Here is an 18,482-nt window from a genome sequence, read left to right on the forward strand (position 1 = left end):
CAGTCGGTGTAGTGGGACAGGGCGTTGACGGTCTTGATGGCCATCATCGGGCCTTCGAAGGTGCTCATGCCGTAGAAGGCCAGGGACACCACGAGGAAGCGCAGGATCGGGTCGGAGCGCAGCTTATGCCAGGCGCCGGAGAGGGTCATCATGCCGTTGATCATGCCGCCCCAGGAGGGGGCCAGCAGCACCAGGGACATCACCATGCCGAGGGACTGGGCCCAGTCCGGCAGGGCGGTGTAGTGCAGGTGGTGCGGACCGGCCCAGATGTACAGGGTGATCAGCGCCCAGAAGTGCACGATGGACAGGCGGTACGAGTACACCGGGCGCTCGGCCTGCTTCGGCACGAAGTAATACATCATCCCGAGGAAGCCGGCGGTAAGGAAGAAGCCCACGGCGTTGTGGCCGTACCACCATTGGATCATGGCGTCGGTAGCGCCCGAATAGAGCGAGTAGGACTTGGTCAGGGTAACCGGGAGCTCCAGGTTGTTCACCAGGTGGAGGATGGCCACGGTGAGGATGAAGCCGCCGAAGAACCAGTTGCCGACGTAGATGTGCTTGGTCTTGCGTTTGGCCACCGTGCCGAAGAAGACGATGGCGTAGCTGACCCAGACGATGGTGATCAGGATGTCGATCGGCCATTCCAGCTCGGCATATTCTTTCGAGCTGGTCCAGCCCATGGGCAGGCTGATGGCGGCGAGGACGATCACCAGCTGCCAGCCCCAGAAGGTGAAGGCGGCCAGTCTGTCGGAGATCAGGCGGACCTGGCAGGTGCGTTGCACCGCGTAATAGGAGGTTGCGAACAGCGCGCAGCCCCCGAAGGCGAAGATCACCGCATTGGTGTGCAGTGGGCGCAGGCGCCCGAAGCTGGTCCAGGGCAGGTTGAAGTTGAGTTCCGGCCAGGCCAGTTGGGCGGCTATGAGAACGCCGAGGCCCATCCCGACGATTCCCCAGACCACCGTCATGATGGCGAACTGGCGGACCACCTTGTAGTTATAGGCGGTACTCTTTGCTGTGCTCATGTTATGGGCTTCCGTCCACGGTTTTTGGATTGCGAGGCAAGCATGGTGAAAGGCTATTGGGCGGCCATTGACCTGGATCAATCGCCCCGAACTGACGGAGAAGACTGAATGCTGTTGTGGAACAGGCCTGACGGCCCGGTTGTGAGCACCCTGATCCTGGCCCACGGCGCGGGTGCGCCCATGGACAGTCCGTTCATGGACGACATGGCGCAAAGGTTGGCGGCACGCGGGATTGCCGTGGTTCGCTTCGAGTTCCCCTACATGGCCGCGCGGCGTGAAGACGGCCGCCGCCGGCCGCCGAATCCGCAGGCGCAATTGCTGGCCTGCTGGCGGGAAATCCATGTCTTGGTGCGACAGCAGGTCACAGGGCGGCTGGCCATCGGCGGCAAGTCCATGGGCGGGCGCATGGCCAGCCTGCTTGCCGATGAGCTGGGCGTCGATGCCCTGGTCTGCCTGGGCTATCCCTTCCACGCCGTGGGCAAGGCGGACAAGCCCCGCGTCGCGCACCTGGCGGACCTGAATACGCCGACCCTGATCGTCCAGGGCGAGCGCGACCCCATGGGCGACCGGCTGACGGTGACGGGCTACAGCCTTTCGGATGCCATTCGCATGCATTGGCTGGTGGCGGGGGACCATGACCTGAAGCCACTCAAGGCGTCAGGCTTGACCCATGAGCAGCATCTGCAGAGCGCGGCGGATGAAGTAGCGAAATTCCTGACGGCCTGACGCGGCCCTGGCCCTTGGCGGATGCCAGCATCCTGCTGGTTCCGAATACTGCCAAGGACGAGGCCCCGCATGAATTCGCTGCATACCGATATACCCGTACTGATCTACCAGCATGAGGGCGAGCACCTTACCGAGGTGCGCCTGGAAGGGGAGGCCGTCTGGCTGACCCAGCGGCAGATGGCGGAGTTGTTCGATAAGAACATTCGTACGATCAGTGAACATATCCGCAACATCTTCCATGAGGGGGAGTTGGACGAGCCGGCAGTTATCCGGAATTTCCGGATAGCTGCCGCAGACGGCAAATCCTACGAAACCCTCCACTACAGCCTCGACGTCATTATCTCGGTCGGTTACCGCGTCAAATCGGTCCAAGGCACCCGCTTCCGAGTCATCAAGGAGCACATGCTCCTTATCGAGCGAGCTGCGGGTTTCTGTTTCGCCTCCCGGCGAGTCACTTCTTTCAAACGTCGGGATGCCGAACCACAAAGAAGTAACCAAGAACGCTTGCCCCTGCATCCGGCCCGACTTCGTCGGGTCCCCTCCCTCCATCATTGCGCCGGGGGCCCGGCGTGAGGGGCCATCCCTGGCCCCGCACGCCTCTCGCGGCATCCATGCCGCTCGTCCCCCTCTGCAACGATTCCGCTCGGCCTCCTGACGGGGCGGGGTCCTTGCTCCACCGCTTTTTCTTGGTTCCAGGCCCGATTGGGCTTCGGACTTGTCTCGGCCTTGCCGGCGAGAGTCACCCCTCTACCGCTTGCGGGAGAGGGGCCGGGGGTGAGGGGGCATTTGCGCGGAGCCAAGTCAGGGCACGCGACAAGGGGCAAGAAAAAAGGGCGCCAACCGGCGCCCTTTTTCATTCCCGCGTTTTCAGCGATTGAACCGGTCCACCAGGGAGTACTGCCCCTGGGCTGTGTGGGTGAGTTCCTCACTGAGCAGGGCGGTGCGCTGGGCCTCGCCCGAGGTCTGATCGGCCAGGTGAGCGATGCTGCTGATGCTCTGGTTGATCTGCTCGGCCACCGCGCTTTGCTCCTCGGTGGCGGCAGCGATCTGGTCGGCCATATCGGCGATGTTGGCCATCGCCTCGCTGATACCCACCAGCGCCTGGTCGGCCTGGAGCACGCGCTCGACACCTTCGTCGGCCTGGCGACGACCATGCTCCATGGTGTGTACGGCCTCTTCGGCGGTCTTCTGCAGCTGGGCGATCAACTGGTGGATCTGCCCGGTGGATTCCGCCGTGCGCTGTGCCAGCTGGCGCACTTCGTCGGCGACTACGGCGAAGCCGCGGCCCATCTCGCCGGCGCGGGCGGCTTCGATGGCGGCGTTGAGCGCCAGCAGGTTGGTCTGGTCGGCAATGCCCTTGATCACATCGACCACGCCGCCGATCTTGTTGCTGTCCTGGGCCAGGCGGGTGACCGTCTCGCCGGTTTCGCCCACCGATCGCGACAGGCGCTGGATGGCTTCGCGAGTCTCGGCGGCGATGTGACGGCCCTGGCTAGTCAGGCGATTGGCTTCCTGGGTGGCGTCGGCGGTGCGCTGCACGTTGTTGGCCACTTCCTGGGTGGTGGCGGCCATCTGGTTGACCGCAGCGGCCACCTGCTCGGTCTCCACCCGCTGGCGTTCCAGTCCGTCGGAACTGTTGTGGGCCAGGGTATCGGCCTGGCGTGCCTGCTGGGTGAGGTGCTCGGCGGTGTCCTGCAGGCGGGTCAGGCAGGTCTTCAGGCGCGCTTCCTGGCTGAGCATGGCCATTTCCAGGCGCGCCTGGACACCACGGCTGTCGGTATACATCTGCGCGATCAGCGGGTCCGAGGTGGTCTGTTCGGCCAGGTGCAGCAGGCGCTTGATGCCACGATTCTGCCAAGCCAGGCCGGTCAGCCCCAGGGGGACGGAGAGCAGGGCGGCGAGCAGGAAGCCCCAATGGGAGTTCAGCCAGGCGCCGATTAGGAAGCCTACCTGGCTGATGAGGATGAAGGGCAGCCAGTCCTGCAGTACCGGCAACCAGCGATCGCGGGTGGGGATGGCCGACTTGCCGGCGTTCAGGCGTTGGTAGAGGGCTTCGGCGCGGCGCACCTGCTCGGCGCTGGGCTTGATCCGCACCGACTCGTAGCCGGTGATCTGGCTGCCTTCGAAGATGGGCGTGACATAGGCGTTGACCCAGTAGTGGTCGCCATTCTTGCAGCGGTTCTTCACCACCCCCATCCAGGGGCGGCCCTTCTTCAGGGTGGTCCACATATGGGCGAACACCGCCGGCGGCACGTCGGGGTGGCGGACCAGGTTGTGGGGCGCGCGGGTCAGCTCTTCTCGGCTGTAACCGCTGATATCGATGAACGCCTCGTTGCAATAGGTGATCACACCCTTGCTGTCCGTGGTGGAGATCAGGCGTTGTTCGGCCGGGAAGCTGCGTTCCCGCTGGGTGATAGGTTGGTTGTTTCTCATGGTGTCCATCCGCAAGGCTTACGACTGCTATCGGCATCCAGGCACTAAGGTTGAGCCTTTTCTTTGCGCGATAGTCTACCCAGCCTCAAGCCGCGGCCGCTTCAAATGATGGACGCGTCGCCCTTATCACTCAGCTGTTTGCTCCTGTGAGGGATTGGCCCGTGCTAAGCGGCCAGCTTGGCGCTTCGCCGTCCCTCTCCCGCTCGGGGGAGAGGGGAGCCTACGCCTAACCCGCCAGCAGTTGTCGCAGCACGTAGTGCAGGATGCCACCGGCCTTGAAGTACTCCACCTCGTTCAGGGTGTCGATGCGGCACAGCAGCAGGGCGTCGTCCTTCGAACCGTCCTCACGGGTGATCTCCAGGCGCAGATCCATGTGAGGCCGCAGGACGGCACCGTCCAGCCCCCTGATGGCGAGGGTTTCCTTGCCGGTCAGTCCCAGGGTCTTGCGGTCGTCGCCGTCCTTGAATTGCAGCGGCAGCACGCCCATGCCCACCAGGTTGGAGCGGTGGATACGTTCGAAGCTTTCAGCGACCACCGCCTTGATCCCCAGCAGGTTGGTGCCCTTGGCCGCCCAGTCGCGGGAGGACCCGGTGCCGTACTCCTTGCCGGCCACTATCACCAGCGGCGTGCCTTCGGCCTGGTAGCGCATGGCGGCGTCGTAGATCGCCAGCTTCTCGCCGCTGGGCACATGCAGGGTGTTGCCGCCTTCCTCGCCGCCGAGCATCTCGTTGCGGATGCGGATATTGGCGAAGGTGCCGCGCATCATCACTTCGTGGTTGCCGCGCCGCGAGCCGTAGGAGTTGAAGTCCACAGGCGCCACGCCATGCTCGCGCAAGTAGCGCCCGGCCGGGCTGTCGGCCTTGATGTTGCCGGCGGGGGAGATGTGGTCGGTCGTCACCGAGTCGCCCAGCAGGGCGAGGATGCGCGCCTGGCGCACGTCCCCTACCTTGGGCGGCGCGCCGGTGATGTTGGCGAAGAAGGGCGGGTGCTGGATGTAGGTCGAGTCCGCCTGCCAGGCGTAAGTGTCGGACTCCGGCACCTTGATCGACTGCCATTTCTCATCGCCGGCAAAGACCGCGGCGTATTCCTTGCGGAACATGGCGGTGTCCACTTTCTGGATGGCGGCGGCAATCTCCTGCTGGCTTGGCCAGATGTCCTTGAGGTAGACCGGTTGGCCGTCCTTGCCCTGGCCCAGGGGTTGGCTGGCGAGGTCCAGGCGTATGCTGCCGGCCAGGGCGTAGGCCACCACCAGAGGCGGCGAGGCCAGCCAGTTGGCTTTCACCAGCGGGTGCACCCGGCCCTCGAAGTTGCGGTTGCCGGAAAGCACCGAGGCCACGGTCAGGTCGGCTTGCTGAATGGCCTGCTCGATGGGTTCCAGCAGCGGCCCCGAATTACCGATACAGGTGGTGCAGCCGTAGCCCACCAGGTTGAAGCCAAGCTGGTCCAGATAGTCAGTGAGGCCGGCGGCCTTGAAGTATTCCGTGACCACTTTGGAGCCGGGGGCCAGGGAGGACTTGACCCAGGGCTTGCGGGTGAGGCCCTTTTCCACGGCCTTCTTCGCCAGCAGGCCGGCGGCCATCATCACGCTGGGGTTGGAGGTGTTGGTGCAGGACGTAATGGCGGCGATAACCACCGCACCATCGTCCAGGGGGAAGCTCTGGCCATCGTCGAGGGTGACCGGACCATTGCCCGCAGCCGACGCGCCTTCGGGCTTGAGTTGCAGGCCGAGGAGTTCGTCGAAGGCCTGGGGTACCTGGGGTAGCGGCACACGGTCCTGCGGGCGCCGCGGGCCGGCCAGGCTGGCTACAACGTTGGAGAGGTCCAGTGCCAGGCTGTCGGTGAACGCGGGCTCATGGCCGGGCTCCCGCCACAGGCCCTGGGCCTTGCTGTAGGCCTCTACCAACTGCACCGTCTCCTCCGGGCGGCCGGACAGGCGCAAGTAGCCCAGGGTGATCTCGTCCACCGGGAAGAAGCCGCAAGTGGCGCCGTATTCCGGGGCCATGTTGGCGATGGTGGCGCGGTCGGCCAGGGGCAGGTCGGCCAAGCCGTCGCCGTAGAACTCGACGAATTTCCCCACCACGCCCTTCTTGCGCAGCATCTGGGTGACGGTGAGCACCAGGTCGGTGGCGGTGATGCCTTCGCGGAGCTTGCCGGTGAGCTTGAAGCCGATCACCTCGGGAATCAGCATGGATACCGGTTGGCCGAGCATCGCGGCTTCGGCCTCGATGCCGCCGACGCCCCAGCCGAGGACGCCGAGGCCGTTGATCATGGTGGTGTGGGAGTCGGTCCCGACCAGGGTGTCGGGGAAGGCCCAGGTGATGCCGTCTTCTTCCCGGGTCCAAACGGTGCGGGCGAGGTATTCCAGGTTGACCTGGTGGCAGATGCCGGTGCCCGGTGGCACTACGCTGAAGTTATCGAAGGCGCGCTGGCCCCAGCGCAGGAAGGCGTAACGTTCGCCATTGCGCTGCATCTCGATCTCGACGTTCTGCTCGAAGGCGGCCTGGGAGGCGAAGCGGTCCACCATCACCGAGTGGTCGATCACCAGGTCGACCGGTGACAGCGGGTTGATCTGCTGCGGGTCGCCGCCGGCAGCGGCCACGGCGGCGCGCATGGCGGCCAGGTCGACCACTGCCGGTACGCCGGTGAAGTCCTGCATCAGCACTCGCGCCGGGCGGTACTGGATCTCCCGCTCCGAGCTGCGCGGGCCGAGCCAGTCGGCGAGGGCCTTGAGATCGGCGGCACTGACGGTTTCGTCGTCCTCCCATCGCAGCAGGTTCTCCAGCAGCACTTTCATCGACATCGGCAACTTGTCGATGGGGCCGAGGCGCTTGGCGGCCTCGGGAAGGCTGAAGTAGTGGTATGTCTTGCCAGCGACATCGAGGCTGCGGCGGCAGTTCAGGCTATCCAGGGAAGGCATTGGGAAATCTCCTTTTGGCCCACACGGCATGGGCCGGCTGCTCGTACAGAACCTTAAAAGCTAGTCCTGCTTGGCGGGTCTCGCCATAGTAGCCGACCGGCTGGGCGCGCCCCGGGTTCCCCGGAGACAGAGCGCCCGGCTGTAGGAAATTACTCCTTGGCCTGTGTGAAAACAGCCGCCGCGCAACTATAGTGCGCGCCCAGGAGGAGCCCCCGATGAACACTCTGTTGCTGCACTGCCGCCCCGGCTTCGAGGGCGAGGTCTGTGCCGAGATTTCCGAACATGCCGCCCGCCTCGACGTGGCCGGCTACGCCAAGGCCAAGCCGCAGAGCGCCTGTGCCGAGTTCATTTGCACCGAGCCCGGCGATGCAGAGCGGATGATGCGCAAGCTGCGCTTCGGCCAACTGATCTTTCCCCGCCAGTGGGCCCGCGGCGAATATGTCGACCTGCCGGAAACCGATCGCATCGGCGTGCTGCTGGAGGCGCTGGCCGGCTTCCCGGTGTGCGGCAGCCTCTGGCTGGAGGTGCTGGATACCAACGATGGCAAGGAGCTGTCGACCTTCTGCCGCAAATTCGAAAAGCCCCTGCGCGCTGCCCTGGCCAAGGCCGGCCGGCTCAAGGACGATCCGCAGCTGCCGCGCCTGCTGCTGACCTTCCGCAGCGGCCGAGAGGCCTTTGTCGGCCTGGCCGAGTCGAACAATTCGGCGCTCTGGCCCATGGGTATCCCGCGCCTGAAATTCCCCCGCGAGGCGCCGAGCCGTTCGACCCTCAAGCTGGAGGAAGCCTGGCATCACTTCATCCCCCGCGCCGACTGGGACAAGCGCCTCGCGCCGGGCATGACCGCCGTGGACCTGGGCGCCGCCCCCGGCGGCTGGACCTGGCAGCTGGTGCAGCGGGAAATCAAGGTGACGGCGGTGGACAACGGCCCGATGGCCGAGAACCTGATGTACTCCGGTTTCGTCGAGCATCAGCGCGCCGACGGCTTCACCTTCAAGCCGCGGCGGCCGGTGAACTGGATGGTCTGCGACATCGTGGAGAAGCCGGCGCGCACCGCCGCGATGATCGAGACCTGGCTGGGCGAGGGCTGGTGCCAGGAGGCCGTGGTCAACCTCAAGCTGCCGATGAAACAGCGTTATGCCGAGGTGCAGAAGCTGCTCGCGCGCATCGACGATGGGCTCAAGGGGCGGGGGCTGAAGGTATCCATCGGTTGCAAGCAGCTCTATCACGACCGCGAGGAAGTGACCTGCCATCTGCGCAGGCTGTAGGGAGCGGCTGATGGCGCTGATCCATTGTGGGTTCGTGCATTTCCAGTAGGTTCACTCCCCTTTCAATCCCGCATCCGGCTCACCCAGTAACTCTGCTTGTGCCCCCGCGCCTGGTATTCCGCGGCCAGGCGCTCGGCTTCCTCGCGGGTCAGCCCCGCGCGCAAGACGAACTCATTGCCATTGTCATCCAGCCGCTTGACGCACCAGCTGCGCTCGGAAGCCTGGGCCATGCCGCACCCTCCGGGAAATGCCCCATGCTGCGCCGGCTTTCACTGCCTGGCCAGCGGCGCCTCCAGTGGCAGTAGCGGCGGCAGGCTGATTTCGCCCTTGAGCGTCGCGGCGCGAGGATTCCACGAACTATTGAACAGGTACTGACCGCTGAAGCCGCTGACCCGCAGGCCCAGTTCGTCACCGGGCTGGAGCAGCGCGCTGGTGGCGGCCAGATCGATCTGGCGGGCGTTGAGTGGCGTGACCTGTTCGCTCAGCACCTCGATGCCGCCTCCGGCCCTTCGCACGGCCAGCGAGGCGAACAGCAGCGGCGTGTCGGCCGCCCGCTCCAGATGCAGGCGGGCGCTGCCCACCAGTCCGCTGGCGGCGTCCACCTTGCGCAGGGGGATGAAGGTGGCCGGGCTCAACCAGCCGCTGGTCAGCGGGCGAATGCGGGTTTCCGGCAAGGGCTGGGGTGCCTCGGTCTGCGGTAGATGATGCAGGGCCAGGCCGTTGCCCAGGTCCAGGCTGAGGCAGAGGTCCGGTACGCTGTCGGCGGCGCCGGGGCGATTGCGTAGCTTGTCCTCGTACCAGGCGACCACTGCCTGATAGAGATTGATGGCGCGCTCACCGCAATGCAGCACGGGCTCGTTGTTGAAGGGTGGCAGGCCGCTCCAGCGCTGCAGGGGCGGCGGCAGTATGTGGCCGCCCTGCATGCCCAGCAGACGCACGTCAGCTTCGCCCTGGCGCAGGCAATCGCGGATCGCCAGGCCCTGGTCGAGGGGAAACAGGGTGTCACGCAGTCCCTGGATCAGCAGTGCGTCGGCATGGGGCCGCTGGCCGCGCTGGCAGTAACTGGCCAGGCTATGGGCCTTGAGCTCAGCCCGGACCTGGGGCGCCATCTCGCCACCCGCACTTTTCAGGTAGGGTGCCTGGGTGAACTTGCCGAGGTCGTAGCCGGTGGCGACGCCCAGGCCCAGCAACACCCCGGTCCAGCCCACCTTCATGCGGCCGCCCGGCGCCAGGGCCTCGGACAGGTCGTACCAGGTGGCGATGGGCACTATGGCGTCGATGCGCGGGTCCTCGGCCGAGGCCAGCAGTTGCACGGCGCCGCCGTAGCTTTCGCCGAGCATGCCGACGCGCGGATCGCCGGGACCATCCATGGCCAGGCGCGGCAGATGGGCGCTGGCCCAGTCGATTACCGCCAGGGCGTCCTGCACTTCGTAGCGAGGGTCCATCATCTCGATATCGCCATCGCTGCCGCCCCAGCCGCGCTGGTCGTAGCTGATCACCCAGAAACCGGCGCGCCAGGCCTTGAGCGCGGCGCGACCGGACATCATCTGCCGGCCGTAGAAACCGTCCGGTCCGGTCACCCGCCAGCCGCCCCAGCCATGGGTGTGCACCACCAGAGGCGCCTGTTCACCTGGCCTGAGCGCCGGCTGGAAGACGGTCGCCGAAATTCGTGTGCCGTCGCGCGCAGTTATCACCGTCTCAAAATGCGAGGCGGGCAGTTCTCGGTCGGCGAGGGGCCCGAAATCGGGCAATTGTTCGCGGGCGGCGCAGCCGCCGAGTAGGAGGAGGGCGATGAACAGGCTGGCGAGACGCATCGGAATTCATCTGCTGATAATGATTCGCGCAGCTTGCCCGATGGCCATGCGGTGGGGCGCCCATCCAAGGTTGTGTCGCGCTGTGGCCGGACGTCGCAGCGGCGCCGGCAAGGCTGGGCGGACTCCCGGCTTTGCGCCACAATAGCCGCCAGTTTTCGGAGTGCCCCATGTCCCAACAGCCTGATGCCATCCTCGACGCCACCGGCCTGAACTGCCCAGAGCCGGTGATGATGCTGCACAACAAGGTGCGCGAACTGCCGGCCGGCGGCCTGCTCAAGGTGATCGCCACCGACCCCTCGACGCGCCGCGACATTCCCAAGTTCTGCGTCTTCCTCGGCCATGAACTGCTGGACCAGTCGGAAGAGGCGGGTACCTATCTCTACTGGATCCGCAAGAAGACCGACTGATGCCCTACTACTTCGCCTACGGCTCGAACATGAACCCGGCGCGCATGCGCAGCCGCGGTCTGGATTTCAGCGAAGCCCTGGCGGGGCGCCTGGAAGGCTACTCCCTGTGCTTCGACAAGCGCGCCCATGACCGTCCCGGCCGTTCCTACGCGAATATCCGCCACCAGCAGGGCGGAGTGGTGGAAGGCGTGCTCTATCGCCTGGCCCATGAGGACGAAATCTGGAAGATGGACCCTTTCGAGGGCACGCCGATCTTCTACAGCCGCGAGCGCATGCCGGTGATCACCGAAAAAGGCGTGCAGCCGGCCTGGGTCTACATCGCCAACCCGGCCATGCGCGAACCGGGCCTCTCGCCGACCCGCAGCTACCTGGAGCACCTGCTGGCCGGGCGGGACTTCCTGACGCCGAGCTACTGGGAATCCCTTGCGGCGGTACCGGCGCATCCCGACGAATGACGGTTCCGCAGGAATGCCTTCGTCGGAAGGAAAAATGGCCGTTGAGTGCGGCCCTTTTCATTAGCTCCGGATCCTTGCCCTTGAACTACGCGCCAGGCGCACGCTGAGCAGCACGGCCGCACAGGTCAGGCCCACCACCAGTCCTTGCCAGAGGCCCTTGGGTCCGCTCGGCTCGCCCAGCCAATCGGACAGGCCGAGGGCGTAGCCCACCGGCAGGCCGATGCCCCAGTAGGCGAAGAGGGTGATGAGCATGGTCGCGCGGGTGTCCAGGTATCCGCGCAGGGCGCCGGCTGCGGCGACCTGGATGGCATCGGAGAACTGGAAGAGCGCCGAATAGACGATCAGCATGGCTGCCACCGCTATCACCTGCGGATCGGGCGAATACATCTTCGCGATCAGTTCGCGGCACAGCAGCATCAGGCTGGCGGACAGGCAGGCGTAGGCCAGCGCGGTAGCGATGCCGATGCCGGCGGCGAAGCGTGCTTCCCGTGGCTCGCCGCGGCCCAGAGCCTGGCCGACGCGTACTGTGACGGCCATGGCCAGGGCATAGGGAATCATGAAGATCAGGGCGCTGAAGTTCAGCGCGATCTGGTGCCCGGCCACCACTGTGGCCCCCAGTCCACCGATCAGCAGGGCGATCACGGCGAAGATGCTTGATTCGGCGAATACCGCGATGCCGATGGGGCCGCCAATCGAAAGCAGACGCTTGATCATCAACCACTGCGGCTTGTCGAACCGGCTGAACAGTCGGCTCGACTTGTAGGCCGGGGCACGGGTCACCCAGCTCAGCATGCCCAGCAGCATGAACCACATCACCAGGCCGCTGGCCCAGCCGCAACCTACGCCACCCAGGGCCGGCATGCCCAGGTGGCCGTAGATCAGCACATAGTTAAGCGGGATGTTCAGCAGCAGCCCGCAGATACCCAGCACCATGCTCGGGCGGGTACGGCCGAGGCCGTCGCTGAAGCAGCGCAACACGTAGTAGAGGGCCACGGCGGGGAAACCGAAGGCGATGCCCTGCAAGTAGCCCATGGCGGGGTCGATCAGATCCTGGTCCACGCCCATCATCTCCAGCACCGGACGGGCGTTGAGCAGCAGCAGGGCACCGCAGAGGCCGACCACCAGGGCCAGCCAGAGCGCCTGGCGCACCAGTGGGCCGATCTCGTCCTGCTTGCCGGCGCCGAAGCGCTCGGCCACCTTGGCGGTGGTGGCCAGGAGGATGCCGGTCATCAGCAGGAACACCGGAATCCAGATGGAGTTGCCCAGCGCTACGGCGGCCAGGTCGCGTGGGCTGACGCGACCGGCCATCACCGCATCGACGAAGCCCATGGCGGAGTTAGAAAGCTGGGCGATCATGATCGGTGCGGCCAGCTTGAGCAGCGCGCGCAGCTCAAGGCTGGCGCGGCTGAAACGGGTTTGAGCGGGGTTCACTGATAGTTCCATTTCAATCAGTCATCCACTGGGCATACCAGTGGCGTCCAGGCATTAGGTGGCAGGGAGTTGGATGCTGCCTGGCTGCGACGGGCTCGCAACGTTGCACTATCCCAGCCTTTGCAGAAGAGGCTGCCGGCGGAACGGGACGTGGAGGCTGAGGGACGGCTAGTCTACGCCCTGACGTGTTGGTCAGGAAAGGGGGCGGACGGGCAGCATTAGCGCGCCAGGCGGGCCGATTGCGTAGAATAGCGGTCTCTCTGCCGGAGCCTGCCATGCGAATAGTTGCCGACGAAAACATACCCCTGGTCGATTCCTTCTTCGGCGGCCTGGGCGAAATCCGCCGCCTGCCCGGCCGCGCCATCGATGCCGCTGCACTGGCGGACGCCGACCTCCTGCTGGTGCGTTCGGTGACCCGCGTCGACCGTGCCCTGCTGGCCGGCAGCCCTGTGCGTTTCGTCGGTACCTGCACCATAGGCACCGACCATCTTGATCTCGACTACTTCAGCGAGGCCGGCATCGCCTGGTCCAGTGCGCCCGGCTGCAACGCCCGCGGCGTGGTCGACTACGTGCTCGGCAGCCTGCTGGTGCTGGCCGAGGACGAGGGGGCGGACCTCGCTTCGCGCACCTATGGGGTGGTTGGCGCCGGCCAGGTGGGCGGACGCCTGGTCGAGGTGCTGCGCGGCCTCGGCTGGCCTGTGTTGGTTTGTGACCCGCCGCGCCAGACTGCCGAAGGCGGTGACTACGTCGATCTGGAGACCGTTATCCGCGAGTGCGACACCATCAGCCTGCATACGCCGCTGGACGCCGGGGGCGCGCACCCGACCCGCCACCTGCTGGATGCCGGACGTCTGGAGGGCCTGCGTTCCGGCGCCTGGCTGGTCAATGCCAGCCGTGGCGCGGTGGTGGACAACCAGGCCCTGCGCGACGTGCTGGGCCGCCGTGGCGACCTGCGCGCGGTGCTGGATGTCTGGGAAGGCGAGCCCCAGGCGGACGTGGAACTGGCGCGCCTGTGCCGGATCGCCACTCCGCATATCGCCGGTTACAGCCTGGACGGCAAGTTGCGTGGCACGGCGCAGATCTACCAGGCCTGGTGCCGGTTCAGCGGCGAGGCCGAGAGTGTCCGGCTGGACGAGCTGTTGCCGGCGCCCTGGCTGGGCGAACTGGCCCTGGATGCCGCTTGCGACCCCAACTGGGCCCTGGCCACCCTGTGTCGGGCGGTCTACGATCCGCGCCGCGATGATGCCGATTTCCGCCGCAGCCTGATCGGTGACGAGGCCCAGCGCCGTGCCGCTTTCGATGCCTTGCGCAAGCACTATCCGGTGCGGCGCGAGATCGACGGGCTGCGGGTGCGTCTGGCGGGGGATGCGCCGAGGCTGGCGGAAATAGTCCGGGCCTTGGGGGCGGAACTGGTGTAGGAAGCGGCCCGGGATTGCCCCGGGCGCAAAGGCTCAGACCTGTTTCAGCTCGGACGCCAGCTGCTTGTGCAGTTCCTGGCAGGCGCGCTGGATCATGGTCTCGGTGATCGGAATCTCACGGCCCTGGGCGTCGATGATAGCGCCACCCACGGGACGACGTTGCTGCAGCGGAATCACCCGGGCGTCGGAATTGCTGTCGTGCAAGCTCATGGCCTGTCTCCTCTTCAGGTAATGCGCGCAGTCTAGGTACGGTAGATGAACACGCAGTGACAGTTGGCGCCGGCAATGCGCCGGAAAAACGAAAGACCAGGAAACACCAGCAGTGAACATGCCAACTGCGAGCGTCCTGGTCCTGGTGGATGGACCCCCGCACGGGGGGCGAGTTCAGTACGAGGTTTAGCATGTCCATGTTCCATATGGGGCTGATCATCAACCCACTGGCCGGTCTGGGTGGCCCGGCGGCACTCAAGGGCAGCGACGGGGTCGCCGCAGAAGCCCTTGCCAGAGGCGCCGAGCCCAGGGCGACGATGCGCACGCGCCTGGCCCTGGAGTGCCTGCTGCCGCTCGTCGGGCGTATCCAGTTCCTCACCTTCCCCGGCCCCATGGGGGCCGACCTGTTGGCGGAGATGGGCTTTGTGCACCGGGTATTGGGCCATCTCGATGGGCCGCAGACCCACGCCGAGGATACCCGCCATGCGGTCGAGGCCCTGCAGGAGGCCGGCGTGGCGCTGATCCTCTTCGCTGGCGGCGATGGTACGGCGCGGGATGTCAGCGCCGTGGTGCGCGAGGGCCAGCCGGTGCTGGGCATTCCCGCCGGGGTGAAGATCCATTCGGGGGTCTATGCCATCAGCCCGCGCGCTGCCGGGGAGCTGGCGCGGCGGCTGGTGGAGGGCGGGCTGGTGCGCCTGGCCAGTGGTGAGGTACGTGACCTGGACGAGTCCGCCCTGCGCGATGGCAAGGTGGCCGCACGCTGGTACGGCGAGCTGACGGTGCCTGAGGAAGGCCATTTCATGCAGAACGTGAAGCAGGGCGGCATGGAGTCCGAGGAGCTGGTGCTGGTGGAGCTGGCCGACTGGCTGGCCGACAGCTGGGAGGAGGGGGTGCGCTACGTCTTCGGCCCCGGCTCGACCCTGCACGGCCTGGCCGCGAACCTGGGGCTGGAGACCACCCTGCTGGGCGTGGACGTTGTCGAGAACGGCCAGGTGCTGGCGCGGGATGTTACCGAGGCGCAACTCTTCGAGCTGGTGGACGGCCATCCGGCGCGGCTGCTGGTCACCGCCATCGGTGGGCAGGGCCATATCATCGGCCGCGGCAATCAGCAGATCAGCCCGCGCGTGCTGCGCGCCATCGGCTTGGAGCACCTGCGGGTGGTGGCCACCAAGCGCAAGCTCGGCACCCTGGCGGGCCGGCCCTTGCTGGTGGACAGCGGCGATCCTGCCCTCGACGAGCACTTCCCCGATGCAGTGCGGGTCTGGGCCGGTTACAAGGAAGAACTGCTGTATCCCGTGGGTTGGGGCGATGCGAGCTGACTCAAGGGTCGCGTTTCACTGAGACCAGGGAGTATCGGCTACTATCGGCATCAGTTTCCCGTGGATGCAGGAGCATCGCGATGGATGCCGATCAGTACCCGCCCCATATCCGGCCCGGCGAGCGTGTCGTGCTCTTCGACGGTGTGTGCAAGCTTTGCAACGGCTGGGCGAAGTTCCTGATCCGCCATGACCGGGAGCGGGTCTTCAAGCTGGCATCGGTGCAATCCCCGGAAGGCCAGGCGATCCTGCACTGGTTCGGCATGCCCACCGATAGCTACGCCACCATGCTCTATGTCGAGGGCCGCGAGCTGGTCGTTCGCTCCGAAGCCATAGCACGTATTCTCCGTCAGCTACCAGCGCCCTGGCCAATGCTGGGGTTGTTCCGCTTCCTGCCCCTGGGCCTGCGGGACTGGTGCTATGACCGCATCGCCCTCAATCGCTATCGTCTCTTCGGTCGGTACGAGGTCTGCCTGCTGCCGTCGCCCGACCATGAAGGGCGCTTTCTGCATGCTGATCACTGAATCGCGTCGTTTCGCCGCCCTGGCTCGTTGGGGGCTGGCGCTGCTGTTCCTCTACCACGGCCTGGTGCCCAAGCTGCTCTGGCTGAGCGCCGACGAAAAACTGATGATCGTCGCCCACGGCTTTACCCGGGTGGAGCTGGTGGCGTCCCTCACCGGCCTTGCGGAGATTGCCCTGGCCCTGGTGCTGCTGGGCGTGCGCCGGCAGCGCTGGCCGCTGGCCCTGGCGGCGTTCCTGCTGGCCGGGCTGCTGCTGGATGTGGCGCTGTTCGCCCCAGGTCTCCTGATCGAGGCTTTCAACCCGTTTTCCACCAACCTGTTGGCGCTCTGCCTGTGCCTGGTGGGCTGGTGGGCGGAAGCGCCGGTCACTGCCGATCAGGGCGGTGTGCAACCCCTTGGGCAAACCGACTGAGTCCTTCGATGGCATCCTTACTTTCTGCACGGCAGCGCAATGCGCTGCGCATGGCTGGCCGTTTCGTCTCGCCCTATCGTTGGCGGGTGCTCGGTGCCTTGCTGGCGTTGCTGTTCACCGCCGCAATCACCCTGTCCATGGGGCAGGGCATCCGCCTCCTGGTGGACCAGGGGCTGACGACCCAGTCCCAGGCGGCGCTGCAGCAGACGATCATGCTGTTCTTCGCACTGGTGCTGGCCCTGGCCGTCGGCACCTTCACCCGTTTCTACCTGGTGTCCTGGATTGGCGAGCGCTTCGTCGCGGATATTCGCAAGCGCGTGTTCGACCATCTCGTCCAGCTGCACCCCGGCTTCTATGAGAGCAACCGCGCCTCGGAAATCCAGTCGCGGCTGACCGCCGACACCACCCTGCTGCAATCGGTGATCGGCTCATCCCTGTCCATGGCGCTGCGCAACGGCATCATGCTGGTCGGCGGCATCGTCCTGTTGTTCATCACCAATCCCAAGCTCACTGGCATCGTGCTGCTGGCGCTGCCACTGGTGCTGGCACCCATCCTGGTTTTCGGCCGCCGCGTCCGGCGCCTGTCGCGGCAGAGCCAGGACCGCATCGCCGATGTCGGCAGCTACGTGGGCGAGACCCTGGGGCAGATCAAGACGGTGCAGGCCTACAACCACCAGGCGCAGGATCGCCAGCGCTTCGCCCGTACGGTGGAAGGGGCCTTCGATACCGCGCGGCTGCGCATCGCCCAGCGCGCCTGGCTGATCACGCTGGTCATAGTGCTGGTGCTCGGCGCCGTCGGAGTGATGCTCTGGGTCGGCGGCACGGACGTGATAGCCGGGCGCATCTCGCCCGGCGACCTGGCGGCATTCGTCTTCTACAGCCTGATAGTCGGCGCCGCATTCGGTGCCGTCAGCGAAGTCATCGGTGAACTGCAGAGCGCTGCCGGTGCGGCGGAGCGCATTGCCGAGCTGCTCCAGGCGCGAAACGCCATCGTCGCACCGGCAGGAGGAGGTGCGCTGCTGCCACCGCGGGTCAGTGGCCGCATCGAGCTGCGAGATGTGCGCTTCGCCTATCCCAACCGCCCCCAGGTCAATGCCCTGGACGGTGTCAGCCTGGATATACGTCCCGGCGAGACCCTGGCCCTGGTAGGGCCTTCCGGGGCCGGCAAGTCGACGGTGTTCGAGTTGCTGCTGCGCTTCTTCGACCCTCAGGAGGGCGCCATCCTGGTGGAAGGTACGGAGCTGAAACAGCTCGACCCCGCCGACCTGCGCCGCTGCTTCGCCCTGGTGTCGCAGAATCCGGCGCTGTTCTTCGGCAGCGTCGAGGACAACATCCGCTACGGTCGCCCCGAGGCCAGCGACACCGAGGTGGAAGCGGCGGCGCGCGCGGCCCACGCCCACGAGTTCATCACCCGCCTGCCCCAGGGTTACCAGACCCACCTGGGGGAGGGTGGTATCGGCCTGTCCGGCGGCCAGCGGCAGCGACTGGCCATCGCCCGCGCGCTGCTGGTGGATGCGCCCATCCTGCTGCTGGATGAAGCTACCAGCGCCCTGGACGCGGAAAGCGAACACCTGATCCAGCAGGCGCTGCCGACCCTGATGAGTGGCCGCACCACCCTGGTGATCGCCCACCGCCTGGCTACGGTACAGAACGCCGACCGCATCGCGGTGATGGAGCGGGGAAAGGTGGTGGCCATCGGGCGCCACGGGCAGCTGGTGGCCAGCAACCCGCTCTATGCGCGGCTGGCGGAGCTGCAATTCGGGACCCGGGACGAACCTGAGCTGGAGTAGCGCTGCCGTGCCTCCGGGGTTGTAGGTGGGCGCCGAGCCGCATCTCCACGCGCAATAAAAAAGGTTCTTCGCGGATTACGGGGGAATGGGGCTCACGCCGGATTGGCAATCCGGTGTGAGGGGGCTTGGAGTCTTTTCGTTCGGCTCATTGCCGAGTGGGTTTCGAGTCTCGGTTTCGCCTCCCGGCGAGTCACTTTTCTCAGTCGCCAGAAAAGTAACCAAAAGCGCTTGCCCCAGCATCCGGCCCGGCTGCGCCGGGTTCCCTCGCTCCAGCGTCGCGCCGGGGCACGGCGCGAGGGGCCATCCCTGGCCCCACACGCCTCTCGCGGCATCCATGCCGCTCGT

Annotated in this window: 17 protein-coding genes; 10 read left to right on the forward strand and 7 right to left on the reverse strand. The window is 66.1% G+C overall.

Annotation, left to right across the window (positions count from 1 at the left end):
* On the reverse strand, nucleotides 1–1,022 hold a 1,022-nt coding region (locus E8F11_RS16925), incomplete at its 3' end, for a cbb3-type cytochrome c oxidase subunit I (RefSeq protein WP_280290006.1).
* A 108-nt stretch (nucleotides 1,023–1,130) separates the two neighbouring features.
* Between E8F11_RS16925 and E8F11_RS16930 the strand changes: the two genes are divergently transcribed.
* Both E8F11_RS16930 and rhuM read left to right on the forward strand, forming a co-directional pair.
* Nucleotides 1,131–1,748 (forward strand): alpha/beta family hydrolase, encoded by a 618-nt coding sequence (locus E8F11_RS16930; protein WP_280290007.1) that lies wholly within the window; start codon nucleotides 1,131–1,133, stop codon nucleotides 1,746–1,748.
* A 69-nt stretch (nucleotides 1,749–1,817) separates the two neighbouring features.
* Nucleotides 1,818–2,321, forward strand: coding sequence for a RhuM family protein (gene rhuM / locus E8F11_RS16935; RefSeq protein WP_280290008.1), 504 nt, complete (start codon nucleotides 1,818–1,820; stop codon nucleotides 2,319–2,321).
* A 294-nt stretch (nucleotides 2,322–2,615) separates the two neighbouring features.
* Here rhuM and E8F11_RS16940 read toward each other — a convergent pair whose 3' ends face one another.
* Entirely contained in the window at nucleotides 2,616–4,181 is a 1,566-nt protein-coding gene (locus E8F11_RS16940) for a PAS domain-containing methyl-accepting chemotaxis protein (RefSeq protein ID WP_280290009.1), read from the reverse strand.
* 226 nt (nucleotides 4,182–4,407) lie between these two features.
* Entirely contained in the window at nucleotides 4,408–7,098 is a 2,691-nt protein-coding gene (gene acnA / locus E8F11_RS16945) for an aconitate hydratase AcnA (RefSeq protein WP_280290010.1), read from the reverse strand.
* Between the two features lie 215 nt (nucleotides 7,099–7,313).
* Here acnA and rlmM point away from each other — a divergent pair, with 215 nt between their 5' ends.
* Nucleotides 7,314–8,363, forward strand: coding sequence for a 23S rRNA (cytidine(2498)-2'-O)-methyltransferase RlmM (rlmM, locus tag E8F11_RS16950; RefSeq protein ID WP_280290011.1), 1,050 nt, complete (start codon nucleotides 7,314–7,316; stop codon nucleotides 8,361–8,363).
* A 62-nt stretch (nucleotides 8,364–8,425) separates the two neighbouring features.
* Here rlmM and E8F11_RS16955 read toward each other — a convergent pair whose 3' ends face one another.
* Nucleotides 8,426–8,593 carry a hypothetical protein gene (locus E8F11_RS16955; protein WP_280290012.1) on the reverse strand — a complete coding sequence of 56 codons (168 nt, stop codon included), beginning with the start codon at nucleotides 8,591–8,593 and terminating at the stop codon, nucleotides 8,426–8,428.
* Between the two features lie 39 nt (nucleotides 8,594–8,632).
* Nucleotides 8,633–10,177, reverse strand: coding sequence for an alpha/beta fold hydrolase (locus tag E8F11_RS16960; RefSeq protein WP_280290013.1), 1,545 nt, complete (start codon nucleotides 10,175–10,177; stop codon nucleotides 8,633–8,635).
* Between the two features lie 167 nt (nucleotides 10,178–10,344).
* Between E8F11_RS16960 and tusA the strand changes: the two genes are divergently transcribed.
* Nucleotides 10,345–10,584 (forward strand): sulfurtransferase TusA, encoded by a 240-nt coding sequence (gene tusA, locus E8F11_RS16965; protein ID WP_280290014.1) that lies wholly within the window; start codon nucleotides 10,345–10,347, stop codon nucleotides 10,582–10,584.
* The gene (locus E8F11_RS16970) at nucleotides 10,584–11,039 is read left to right on the forward strand and encodes a gamma-glutamylcyclotransferase (RefSeq protein WP_280290015.1); all 456 of its coding nucleotides are present in this window, start codon (nucleotides 10,584–10,586) and stop codon (nucleotides 11,037–11,039) included. Before tusA ends, E8F11_RS16970 begins: the two co-directional genes overlap by 1 nt.
* A gap of 60 nt (nucleotides 11,040–11,099) precedes the next feature.
* Here the strand turns inward: E8F11_RS16970 and E8F11_RS16975 are convergent, their stop codons facing one another.
* Nucleotides 11,100–12,482 carry an MATE family efflux transporter gene (locus E8F11_RS16975; protein WP_280290016.1) on the reverse strand — a complete coding sequence of 461 codons (1,383 nt, stop codon included), beginning with the start codon at nucleotides 12,480–12,482 and terminating at the stop codon, nucleotides 11,100–11,102.
* 263 nt (nucleotides 12,483–12,745) lie between these two features.
* On the opposite strand from E8F11_RS16975, the gene pdxB reads away from it, so the two are divergent.
* Nucleotides 12,746–13,888, forward strand: a complete 1,143-nt coding sequence (gene pdxB, locus E8F11_RS16980) for a 4-phosphoerythronate dehydrogenase PdxB (RefSeq protein ID WP_280290017.1) — start codon at nucleotides 12,746–12,748, stop codon at nucleotides 13,886–13,888.
* 33 nt (nucleotides 13,889–13,921) lie between these two features.
* On the opposite strand, the gene E8F11_RS16985 is transcribed toward pdxB, so the two are convergent.
* Nucleotides 13,922–14,098 (reverse strand): PA1571 family protein, encoded by a 177-nt coding sequence (locus E8F11_RS16985; protein WP_280290018.1) that lies wholly within the window; start codon nucleotides 14,096–14,098, stop codon nucleotides 13,922–13,924.
* Between the two features lie 191 nt (nucleotides 14,099–14,289).
* Between E8F11_RS16985 and E8F11_RS16990 the strand changes: the two genes are divergently transcribed.
* The 4 genes from E8F11_RS16990 to E8F11_RS17005 all read left to right on the forward strand — a co-directional run bounded on the left by E8F11_RS16990 (nucleotide 14,290) and on the right by E8F11_RS17005 (nucleotide 18,137).
* Nucleotides 14,290–15,417 (forward strand): ATP-NAD kinase family protein, encoded by a 1,128-nt coding sequence (locus E8F11_RS16990; protein ID WP_280290019.1) that lies wholly within the window; start codon nucleotides 14,290–14,292, stop codon nucleotides 15,415–15,417.
* A gap of 80 nt (nucleotides 15,418–15,497) precedes the next feature.
* Nucleotides 15,498–15,938: a thiol-disulfide oxidoreductase DCC family protein gene (locus tag E8F11_RS16995; RefSeq protein ID WP_280290020.1), complete on the forward strand. Its 441-nt coding sequence runs from the start codon at nucleotides 15,498–15,500 to the stop codon at nucleotides 15,936–15,938.
* Nucleotides 15,925–16,347, forward strand: a complete 423-nt coding sequence (locus E8F11_RS17000) for a DoxX-like family protein (RefSeq protein ID WP_280290021.1) — start codon at nucleotides 15,925–15,927, stop codon at nucleotides 16,345–16,347. Before E8F11_RS16995 ends, E8F11_RS17000 begins: the two co-directional genes overlap by 14 nt.
* Nucleotides 16,348–16,355: 8 nt before the next feature.
* Nucleotides 16,356–18,137 (forward strand): ABC transporter transmembrane domain-containing protein, encoded by a 1,782-nt coding sequence (locus tag E8F11_RS17005; RefSeq protein WP_280290022.1) that lies wholly within the window; start codon nucleotides 16,356–16,358, stop codon nucleotides 18,135–18,137.
* Nucleotides 18,138–18,482 lie beyond the last annotated feature (345 nt).

Source organism: Pseudomonas sp. BN417, from assembly GCF_029871205.1.
Taxonomy (GTDB): domain Bacteria; phylum Pseudomonadota; class Gammaproteobacteria; order Pseudomonadales; family Pseudomonadaceae; genus Metapseudomonas.

Excerpts from the sequence above, each read along its gene's own strand:
- E8F11_RS16995 (WP_280290020.1), top strand. The coding sequence starts at position 15,498 with ATGGATGCCGATCAGTACCCGCCCCATATCCGGCCCGGCGAGCGTGTC.
- E8F11_RS16970 (WP_280290015.1), top strand. The coding sequence starts at position 10,584 with ATGCCCTACTACTTCGCCTACGGCTCGAACATGAACCCGGCGCGCATG.
- E8F11_RS16930 (WP_280290007.1), top strand. The coding sequence starts at position 1,131 with ATGCTGTTGTGGAACAGGCCTGACGGCCCGGTTGTGAGCACCCTGATC.
- pdxB (WP_280290017.1), top strand. The coding sequence starts at position 12,746 with ATGCGAATAGTTGCCGACGAAAACATACCCCTGGTCGATTCCTTCTTC.
- rlmM (WP_280290011.1), top strand. The coding sequence starts at position 7,314 with ATGAACACTCTGTTGCTGCACTGCCGCCCCGGCTTCGAGGGCGAGGTC.
- tusA (WP_280290014.1), top strand. The coding sequence starts at position 10,345 with ATGTCCCAACAGCCTGATGCCATCCTCGACGCCACCGGCCTGAACTGC.
- E8F11_RS16940 (WP_280290009.1), bottom strand. The coding sequence starts at position 4,181 with ATGAGAAACAACCAACCTATCACCCAGCGGGAACGCAGCTTCCCGGCC.
- E8F11_RS16960 (WP_280290013.1), bottom strand. The coding sequence starts at position 10,177 with ATGCGTCTCGCCAGCCTGTTCATCGCCCTCCTCCTACTCGGCGGCTGC.
- E8F11_RS16955 (WP_280290012.1), bottom strand. The coding sequence starts at position 8,593 with ATGGCCCAGGCTTCCGAGCGCAGCTGGTGCGTCAAGCGGCTGGATGAC.
- acnA (WP_280290010.1), bottom strand. The coding sequence starts at position 7,098 with ATGCCTTCCCTGGATAGCCTGAACTGCCGCCGCAGCCTCGATGTCGCT.
- E8F11_RS16990 (WP_280290019.1), top strand. The coding sequence starts at position 14,290 with ATGTCCATGTTCCATATGGGGCTGATCATCAACCCACTGGCCGGTCTG.
- E8F11_RS17000 (WP_280290021.1), top strand. The coding sequence starts at position 15,925 with ATGCTGATCACTGAATCGCGTCGTTTCGCCGCCCTGGCTCGTTGGGGG.
- rhuM (WP_280290008.1), top strand. The coding sequence starts at position 1,818 with ATGAATTCGCTGCATACCGATATACCCGTACTGATCTACCAGCATGAG.
- E8F11_RS16975 (WP_280290016.1), bottom strand. The coding sequence starts at position 12,482 with ATGGAACTATCAGTGAACCCCGCTCAAACCCGTTTCAGCCGCGCCAGC.
- E8F11_RS16985 (WP_280290018.1), bottom strand. The coding sequence starts at position 14,098 with ATGAGCTTGCACGACAGCAATTCCGACGCCCGGGTGATTCCGCTGCAG.
- E8F11_RS17005 (WP_280290022.1), top strand. The coding sequence starts at position 16,356 with ATGGCATCCTTACTTTCTGCACGGCAGCGCAATGCGCTGCGCATGGCT.